This is a genomic window from Streptomyces sp. NPDC042259 (genome assembly GCF_055582085.1).
On record NZ_JBVJDW010000013.1, the window covers coordinates 72490 to 78783 of the forward strand.

The following is a 6294-nucleotide window of genomic DNA, read 5'->3' on the forward strand; positions in this document are numbered from 1 at the left end:
ACATCGGTAGTCAAACTTGACTACGCGAGTCGCCGAGAGTACTCCCGCATTCAGAGGTAGTCAAACTTGATTACCTGCACGTGCCGATACGGCCCGGGCAACCAGGACGCTCAGCGCCCGCCCGGCCGCCCGGTCACTGCTCGCCGCTGGTGGCGATGCCCTGCCACTGATCGCCCTCGTCCGCCATGACGTAGGCACCGCCCTCCAGGCGTTCGATCAGCCCCTGGGTCCACCGCGCCCCGCTCTCCGCGGTGTGCACCCACATGCCCATGATCTCGCCGATGTGGCCCCAGTCCTGGCCCTCGTCCGGGGTCCAGTGCCGGGCGATCTCGGACCGCCACGCCTCCAGGGACTCCACCCGCCGCTTCAGCAGCGCGATGGCCTCGGCGCGCGGCAGGTCCACGATGAACCCGACGCCCGCGCTGAGGACGTCGACCTTCTGGTCGTAGGAGGAGAGGGCCTCGCGCAGAAGCGTGAAGTACTCCTCCTCACCCTTCCCCGTCAGCTCGTACTCCGTGCGCGGGGGGCCGCCGGCCTCGCTCGGGGCGACGTCGTGCGCGATCAACAGCCCCTGCTTGGCCATCTGCTTGAGCGCGTGGTAGATCGATCCGGGCTTGGCGTTGGACCACTCGTGCGCACCCCAGAACTCCAGGTCGTTGCGCACCTGATAGCCGTGGGCGCGCCCGTGCTGGCGCACCGCCCCCAGCACCAACAGCCGGATCGCCGACATCGTCTTTCCTCATTCCACCCGGTCACGCCTGCTCCGGGGCACACCCGCGCGGCCCCGGCGCCCAGACTAGGCGGCACGGCTCCCCCGCCCGGCTCAGCCCCGGTCCGGCGCCCCCTGTGCCTCGGCCACCAGCTCGAAGGCGGTCTTGCCGTCGAGGGACTCGCGGATCACGTCCGCGTGGCCCGCGTGCCGGGCGAGTTCCTCCACCAGGTGGAGCAGCATCCAGCGCAGCGACACCCGCGACGACGGCGGGAACCAGGGGGCGTCCGGCAGCGGGAAGGTTTGCTCCAGGCTGTCGGCGGAACGGATGAAACGCTCGGTCTCCTCGGTGACCCTGTCCCAGTAGGCGAGCGCTCCCGCGACGCTCTCGCCCTCGGTCAGCCGGAAGCTGTCCGACCAGGTCGACTGGTCCCGCTCGATCTCGGGCGGCAAGTCCTGGGCCATCCGCACCCAGTTGCTCTCGACCTCGGCGGCGTGCTTCAGCAGGCCGCCGAGCGACAGCTCGCTCGCGCTGGGCCTGGCCGTCGCCTGCTCCTCGCTCAGTCCGAGGACTGCCCGGCGCAGACCGCCGCGCTGTGCCTCCACGAACGCGAGCAGGGTGCCGCGCTCGTCGGAGGGGTCCTTTTCGATCACGTGCGTCACCATGGGGTCCTGCCTTTCGAAGCCGTCGTCTCGTGAAGCCGTCGTCTCGTGAAGCCCTCGTGCGATGCCTCAAAAGTATGACCCCATGCGGTCAACTGCTGTCCTAGACCCCGCGCGAGCCCGGAAACCGGGCCGGGCGGCCGAGAGACCGGGACGCGTCAGAACGGGAAAACGCTGCGCCCGTGCTGGACCGAGATCCACTTCGTGGTGGTGAACGCGTCGACCACCGCCTCGCCGTTCAGTCGGCCCACCCCCGAGTGCTTCTCGCCGCCGAAGGGCACGATCGGCTCGTCGTGGACGGTGCCGTCGTTGACGTGGACCATGCCGCTGTCGATGCGCTTGGCCACCCGCACGCCCCGCTCGACGTCACCGGTGTGCACGGCGCCGCTCAGCCCGTAGGGAGTGTCGTTGGCGATCCGTACCGCCTCCTCCTCCCCGTCGAACGGGATGATCAGCACGACCGGACCGAAGATCTCCTGCCCGAGGACCGGGGAGCCGGGCGCGAGGCCGGTGAGCACCGACGGGCCGACGAGCGTGCCGTCGGACTCGCCGTGCAGCAGGGCGGTGGCCCCGTCGGCGATGGTCTGCTCCACGAGGGTGGTGATGCCCTCGGCCTGGCCGGCGTTGATCAGCGGCCCGATGTGGGTGGCCGGGTCGGCGGGGTCGCCGACCTTGAGCGTTCTGACCTTGGCGAGGAACTTCTCGGTGAACTCGGCCTCGACCGACCGGTCCACCAGGATCCGGTTGGCGGCCATGCAGACCTGCCCCTGGTGGATGAAGCGGCTGAAGACGGCCGCGTCGACGGCGTAGTCGAGGTCGGCGTCTTCGAGGACGATCAGCGCGCTGTTGCCGCCGAGTTCGAGGACGGTGCGCTTGAAGTGCGAGGCGGCGACGGTGGCCACATGGCGGCCGACCCGGTCGGAGCCGGTGAAGGAGATGACCTTCGGCACGGGGTGCTCGATGAGCGCGTCACCGATCTCGGCGATGTCGGTGACGACGACATTGAGCAGCCCCGGCGGCAGCCCGGCGTCCTCGAAGACCTTCGCGACCAGGCCGCCGCCGCATATGGGGGTGTTCTGGTGCGGCTTGAGGACGACGGCGTTGCCGAGCGCGAGCGCCGGGCCGACGGACTTGACCGACAGCAGGAAGGGGAAGTTGAACGGGCTGATCACCCCGACCACGCCGACCGGTACCCGGTAGAGACGGTTCTCCTTGGTGTCGTCCGGGGACGGCAGGACGCGGCCCTCGGGCAGCAGCGCGAGGTGCAGCGACTCCCGCAGGAACTCCCGGACCAGCCGTAATTCGAAGGCCGCCTTGACGGCCGTGCCGCCGACCTCGGCCGTGATCGCCTCGGTCAGCAGCTCCTCGCGCTCGTCGATGATCCGCAGCGCCCGCTCGAAGACGAGCCGGCGGGTGTACGGGTTGGTGTCCGCCCAGGCGGGCTGGGCGCGCTCGGCGGCACGGTAGGCCTGGTCGACCTCGGCGACGCTGGCGACGGCGATGGAGGCGAGCTTCTCGCCGTCGTACGGATTGAAGTCGACGATGTCCCAGGAACCGCTGCCGGCCCGCCACTCGCCGTCGATGTACTGGAACGCCAACTCGTCGAAGTAGGACATGCGCCATCCTGTCTGCGGACCGGGGCGCCCGGGACGCCCGTTCGAGGTGCGGACTCCTGATGGGACGTCATGGTACTGCTGTGTCAGCAGAGTTGAAGGAGTCGCCGCAACAGATCCCTGGTGCCCGAGGGGGAGAGGCTGTCGGCGTGCAGCCGCTCCATCACCCGCGCGTACTGCGCCACTTCCTCGGCCTTGTCGACGTAGAGCGCGCTGGTGAGCTGCTCCAGGTACACCACGTCCGACAGGTCCGACTCGGGGAAGCGCAGCAGGGTGAAGGCACCGCTTTCCCCCGCGTGCCCGCCGTGTGCGAACGGCATCACCTGGAGCGTGACGTTGGCCTGCTCGGATATGTCCAGGAGGTGCTGGAGCTGCTCGCGCATGACCTCGGGGCCGCCGTAGGGCCGGTGCAGCGCGGCCTCGTCGAGCACGGCGTGGAAGACGGGGGCCCGCTCGGAGAACAGCAGCTTCTGGCGCTCCATGCGCAGGGAGACCCGGCGCTCGACCTCGGCCTCGTGGGCCCCGGGCTGGCCGCGCACGACGACGGCGTGGGCGTAGCCCTCGGTCTGGAGCAGGCCGTGCACGAACTGCACCTCGTAGATCCCGATGTACGAGGCGGCTCCCTCCAGGCCGACGTACGTCTGGAACCACCCGGGGAGCACATCGCCGTAGCTGTGCCACCACCCGGCGACGTTGGCCTCGCGGGCGAGGCCCAGCAGGGCTTCCCGCTCCGCGTCGTCCGTGACCCCGTAGAGCGTGAGGAGGTCCTCCACGTCACGTGCCTTGAAGCTCACCCGGCCCAGCTCCATGCGGCTGATCTTCGACTCGGACGCACGGATCGAGTACCCGGCCGCCTCGCGCGTGATGCCACGCGATTCGCGCAGCCTCCTGAGCTGTGAGCCCAGGAGTATGCGGCGCACCACGGAACCGCTCGACTCGCTCGTGGCCATCTCTGCGACCCTCCCTGTCCCGGCCTGACGTGTCCGCACACCCTTCTGGGGGCGACCCCCGTTCCCCCGGCGCCGAAGTCTGCCACTTCCAGGCTCCGTTGAGTGCCCATCCGGTTACCGAGACCTGACTCTTACCGGAGTCGGCCGGTACGCATAGCCGGGAGGGCGCAGGAACATTGGGCATCAAACCCCCTGTGCGCCCCCCAAACCCTCCGCGTGCACGTGCATCTGCCCTTGCATCCGCCGTGCGCATTGGGAACGATGGGGCTCGCACACGTGCACGTCACGTCCACGATTGCCAGGAGTGCCTCGGATGGGTACCGAAGGATCGACTGTGCTCTCTCCGCTGTGGCGAGGGCTGCCCGCGATCGACTCATCCGCCGTCTCGAATGCGGCGTCCTGCGCGCTGCCACCACGGTTCGAAGCGGTACGAACGGCCCGGAAGTTCACCAGGACCACGCTGCACCAGTGGGGTCTGCCCGGTCTGTTCGACGATGTCGCCCTGGTCGTCTCGGAGCTGGTGACCAACTCCATGCGTTACGCCCTGCCGGACGCCCGCGACCGGGGCGAGTACGAACCGCCGGTACGGCTGCATCTGATGCGCTGGACATCGCGGCTGGTGTGCGCCGTGCGCGATCCCAGCGAGGACAGCCCGGTCACCAGCCAGGCCGAGGCCGCCGACGAGCGCGGCCGGGGCCTGTTCCTGGTGGAGTCCTTCAGTGACGGCTGGGGCTGGCACCCATTGGCCGGCGCCCTGCACGGCAAGATCGTGTGGGCGCTGTTCCGCCTGCCACGCGACTGACGCGTGCGCCCGGGGCACGACACCCGGGCGTACACGAGGGGCGTCAGTCGCGTGCCAGGTGGTCGAATTCACCGTCCTTGACGCCCAGCAGCATGGCCTCGATCTCGGCCGGCGTGTAGACGAGCGCGGGACCGTCCGGGTAGCGGGAGTTCCGCACGGCGATACCGCCCCCGGGCAGTCTGGCGAACTCCACGCACGAGCCCTGCGAGTTGGAATGCCGGCTCTTCTGCCAGACGACGTCTTCGATGTCCGACGCGGCCATGCCGTTGTACGCCTGGGGCACTGGACTCTCCCGGAGAGTTTCGGGGGCATCCCCGGCCGCGGTTTCGGGGATGGCAACTGCTCCGGATCATAGCCGCGTTCATGTGCTTATGCATGAGCCGATGCACGTGCACGCAGGGTGGTCCCGCCGCTACGTCGCGGGGCGGGGCGCGGCGCGGATCAGCCCACAGGATCGAGGAGTTCGTCGCCGGTCGGCGGTGGCCCGGCGGTCCTCGGCGTGCGGTCCGCCGACCAGCACCACGGGCAGCGGGCGCGGCGCGGTCATCGGCGGTCCCCGCGCTCGCCGTAGCGCCGCTCGAAGCGCTCCACGCGTCCGGCGGTGTCCATCACCCGGGCGGTGCCGGTGTAGAAGGGGTGGCTCGCCGAGGAGATCTCGACGTCGATGACGGGGTAGGTGTTGCCGTCCTCCCACGTGACGGTCTTGCCGCTGGTGGCGGTGGAGCGGGTGAGGAAGGCGTAGTTCGCGGCCCGGTCGCGGAAGACGACGGGACCGTAGGCGGGGTGGATTCCGGGCTGCACGGTGCTCAGCGCTCCTCTCGGAAGGTGACGTGCCGACCGGCGACCGGGTCGTACTTCCGCAGTTCCAGGCGGTCGGGGTCGTTACGGCGGTTCTTGCGGGTGACGTAGGTGAATCCGGTCCCGGCGGTGGACCGGAGCTTGATGACGGGGCGTAGCTCGTTGCGTGCCATGGGGGCTACTATACAGAAATGGTTTCCATTTTCATTAAGCCCGTGCGGGCCGCCCGAGGACCGGAGGTCTGATCCATGTCCGCCCACTGCCAACTCACCGGCCGCAAGCCCGGCTTCGGCAACGCCGTCTCCCACTCGCACCGGCGCACCGCCCGCCGCTTCGACCCCAACATCCAGCGCAAGCGCTACTGGCTCGCCAGCGAGGGCCGCCATGTGCGGCTCACGCTCAGCGCGAAGGGCCTCAAGACCGTCGACGTCATCGGCATCGAGGCCGCCGTCGCCCGCATCCGTGCCCGTGGAGGCCGGGTCTGATGGCGAAGAAGAGCAAGATCATGAAGAACGAGCGGCGTCGTCTGACGGTCGTCCGCTACGCGGCCCGCCGAGCCCTGCTCAAGGCGGTCAGCCGCGATCCGCACACACCGCAACGGGAGGGACGGGCGGCCCGGTGCGAGCTGCGGCGCCGGCCGCGCGACGCGAGTGCGCGCCCGCGTCCGGAACGGAACAGGGACTCGGTTGACGGACGTCCGCGCGGATACCGTCTGCGGAAGTCCAGCTGGTAGCCGCTCGCCTGGCCCGCGGGTTTTCG

Annotated in this window: 10 protein-coding genes and 1 pseudogene; 3 read left to right on the forward strand and 8 right to left on the reverse strand. The window is 69.7% G+C overall.

All coding sequences use genetic code 11. The features are described from left to right. Positions 1–133 precede the first annotated feature (133 nt). The 4 genes from ACZ6MA_RS28685 to ACZ6MA_RS28700 all read right to left on the reverse strand — a co-directional run bounded on the left by ACZ6MA_RS28685 (position 134) and on the right by ACZ6MA_RS28700 (position 3935). Positions 134–730, reverse strand: a complete 597-nt coding sequence (locus ACZ6MA_RS28685) for a PadR family transcriptional regulator (protein WP_469437189.1) — start codon at positions 728–730, stop codon at positions 134–136. A gap of 93 nt (positions 731–823) precedes the next feature. Beyond that, positions 824–1375, reverse strand: a complete 552-nt coding sequence (locus tag ACZ6MA_RS28690) for a DinB family protein (RefSeq protein WP_469437191.1) — start codon at positions 1373–1375, stop codon at positions 824–826. Between the two features lie 155 nt (positions 1376–1530). Then, a complete protein-coding gene (locus tag ACZ6MA_RS28695; protein ID WP_469437193.1) occupies positions 1531–2988 on the reverse strand; it encodes an aldehyde dehydrogenase family protein in 1458 nt (485 codons plus the stop codon). 83 nt (positions 2989–3071) lie between these two features. Further along, positions 3072–3935, reverse strand: coding sequence for a helix-turn-helix domain-containing protein (locus tag ACZ6MA_RS28700; protein ID WP_469437195.1), 864 nt, complete (start codon positions 3933–3935; stop codon positions 3072–3074). A 313-nt stretch (positions 3936–4248) separates the two neighbouring features. On the opposite strand from ACZ6MA_RS28700, the gene ACZ6MA_RS28705 reads away from it, so the two are divergent. Then, complete coding sequence (locus ACZ6MA_RS28705) at positions 4249–4737, forward strand: ATP-binding protein (protein WP_469437197.1); 489 nt, start codon at positions 4249–4251, stop codon at positions 4735–4737. A 43-nt stretch (positions 4738–4780) separates the two neighbouring features. On the opposite strand, the gene ACZ6MA_RS28710 is transcribed toward ACZ6MA_RS28705, so the two are convergent. The 4 genes from ACZ6MA_RS28710 to rpmG all read right to left on the reverse strand — a co-directional run bounded on the left by ACZ6MA_RS28710 (position 4781) and on the right by rpmG (position 5708). After that, positions 4781–5020, reverse strand: a complete 240-nt coding sequence (locus ACZ6MA_RS28710) for a DUF397 domain-containing protein (RefSeq protein ID WP_469437199.1) — start codon at positions 5018–5020, stop codon at positions 4781–4783. A 129-nt stretch (positions 5021–5149) separates the two neighbouring features. Further along, the gene (locus ACZ6MA_RS28715) at positions 5150–5284 is read right to left on the reverse strand and encodes a hypothetical protein (protein WP_469437201.1); all 135 of its coding nucleotides are present in this window, start codon (positions 5282–5284) and stop codon (positions 5150–5152) included. Then, on the reverse strand, positions 5281–5538 hold the full coding sequence (locus ACZ6MA_RS28720; RefSeq protein WP_469437203.1) for a type B 50S ribosomal protein L31: 258 nt from the start codon (positions 5536–5538) through the stop codon (positions 5281–5283). Before ACZ6MA_RS28720 ends, ACZ6MA_RS28715 begins: the two co-directional genes overlap by 4 nt. 5 nt (positions 5539–5543) lie before the next feature. Next, on the reverse strand, positions 5544–5708 hold the full coding sequence (rpmG, locus tag ACZ6MA_RS28725; protein ID WP_039634212.1) for a 50S ribosomal protein L33: 165 nt from the start codon (positions 5706–5708) through the stop codon (positions 5544–5546). A gap of 75 nt (positions 5709–5783) precedes the next feature. Between rpmG and rpmB the strand changes: the two genes are divergently transcribed. Both rpmB and ACZ6MA_RS28735 read left to right on the forward strand, forming a co-directional pair. Then, entirely contained in the window at positions 5784–6020 is a 237-nt protein-coding gene (gene rpmB / locus ACZ6MA_RS28730) for a 50S ribosomal protein L28 (protein WP_469437205.1), read from the forward strand. Beyond that, positions 6020–6253, forward strand: a pseudogene (locus ACZ6MA_RS28735) (uS14 family ribosomal protein); the annotation flags it as partial. The gene rpmB and the pseudogene ACZ6MA_RS28735, both read left to right, overlap by 1 nt. Positions 6254–6294 lie beyond the last annotated feature (41 nt).